The sequence below is a fragment of the Serratia sp. EWG9 genome (assembly GCF_019913725.1).
GTDB lineage: Bacteria > Pseudomonadota > Gammaproteobacteria > Enterobacterales > Enterobacteriaceae > Serratia > Serratia ureilytica.
The window spans coordinates 1-2,014 of the sequence record NZ_JADNRO010000020.1; the positions used below are offsets into that span (position 1 = coordinate 1).

The window sequence follows — 2,014 nt, forward strand, 5'->3', positions numbered from 1 at the left end:
TTTTTATCGGCTTGCGCCCGGCGGCTTACTTCAGCAGCGCCTGCGCCTTGGCCACCACGTTGTCCACGGTGAAGCCGAACTCGGCGAACAGCTGCTCCGCCGGCGCCGACTCACCGAAGGTGGTCATGCCCACGATAGCGCCGTTCAGGCCCACGTACTTGTACCAGTAGTCCGCGATACCCGCCTCCACCGCCACGCGCGCCGTTACCGCCGCCGGCAGCACCGACTCGCGGTACGCCGCATCCTGCTTGTCGAACGCGTCGGTCGACGGCATCGACACCACGCGCACCTTGCGGCCCGCCGCGGTCAGTTTGTCCGCCGCCTCCACCGTGATGCCCACTTCGGAGCCGGTGGCAATCAGGATAACGTCCGGCGTGCCCGCGCAGTCTTTCAGCACGTAGCCGCCGCGGTACACGTTCGCCAGCTGCTCTGCGGTGCGCGGCTGCTGGGTCAGGTTCTGGCGCGAGAACACCAGCGTGGTCGGGCCGTCGTTGCGCTCGATGCCGTACTGCCACGCCACCGCCGATTCCACCTGGTCACACGGGCGCCAGGTGCTCATGTTCGGGGTCACACGCAGGCTCGCCAGCTGCTCCACCGGCTGGTGGGTCGGGCCGTCTTCGCCCAGACCGATGGAGTCGTGGGTGTAGACGAACACGTTGCGCAGCTTCATCAGCGCCGCCATGCGCACCGCGTTGCGGGCGTATTCCACGAACATCAGGAAGGTCGCCGAGTACGGCAGGAAGCCGCCGTGCAGCGCGATGCCGTTGGTGATGGCGGTCATGCCGAACTCGCGCACGCCGTAATGAATGTAGTTGCCCGCCGGGTCAACGTTCAGCGCTTTCGAACCGGACCACATGGTCAGGTTGCTCGGCGCCAGGTCGGCGGAGCCGCCCAGGAACTCCGGCAGCACCTTGCCGAACGCTTCCAGCGCGTTCTGCGACGCCTTGCGGCTGGCGATGTTGGCCGGGTTGGCCTGCAGTTTTTCCACGAACGCTTTGGCGTCCGCTTTCCAGTCCGCCGGCAGCTCGCCGTTCATGCGGCGCTTGAACTCGGCGGCCAGTTCCGGGAAGGCCTTGGCGTAGGCGGCGAACTTGTCGTTCCAGGCCGCTTCTTTGGCCTGACCGGCTTCCTTGGCGTCCCACTGGGCGTAGATGTCCTGCGGGATTTCAAAGGCGGCGTATTTCCAGCCCAGCGCTTCGCGGGTGGCGGCCACTTCGGCGGCGCCCAGCGCGGCGCCGTGCACGTCATGGGTGCCGGCCTTGTTCGGCGAGCCGAAGCCGATAACGGTCTTGCACATCAGCAGCGACGGCTTGTCGGTCACCTTGCGGGCTTCTTCAATCGCCGTCTTGATGGCGTCCGGGTTGTGACCGTCGACGTTGCGCACCACGTGCCAGCCGTAGGCTTCGAAACGCAGGGCGGTGTCGTCGGTGAACCAGCCGTCGACGTGGCCGTCGATGGAGATGCCGTTGTCATCGTAGAAGGCGGTCAGCTTGCCGAGCTTGAGGGTGCCAGCCAGGGAGCAGACTTCGTGCGAGATGCCTTCCATCATGCAGCCGTCGCCCATGAAGGCGTAGGTGTGGTGATCGACGATGTCGTGGCCAGGGCGGTTGAACTGCGCCGCCAGGGTGCGTTCGGCGATGGCGAAGCCGACGGCGTTGGCGATGCCCTGGCCCAGCGGGCCGGTGGTGGTCTCAACGCCCGGGGTGTAACCGTACTCCGGGTGGCCCGGGGTTTTGGAATGGAGCTGACGGAAGTTTTCCAGCTCGCGCATCGGCAGGTCGTAGCCGGTGAGGTGCAGGAGGCTGTAAATCAACATGGAGCCGTGGCCGTTGGAGAGCACGAAACGGTCGCGGTCAGCCCAGTGCGGGTTAGTCGGGTTGTGGTTGAGGTAGTCGCGCCACAGGACTTCGGCGATGTCCGCCATGCCCATAGGGGCCCCCGGGTGGCCGGAATTTGCTTTTTGTACGGCGTCCATGCTGAGTGCGCGGATGGCGTTGGCAAGCTCTTTACGAGA

1 protein-coding gene is annotated in these 2,014 nt (G+C 65.8%); it reads right to left on the reverse strand.

The genetic code is table 11. From position 1 onward, the window contains the following. Positions 1–25 precede the first annotated feature (25 nt). Positions 26–2,014 (reverse strand): transketolase (gene tkt / locus ITX55_RS23835; protein WP_197802340.1); only part of this gene is annotated, 1,989 nt, incomplete at its 5' end.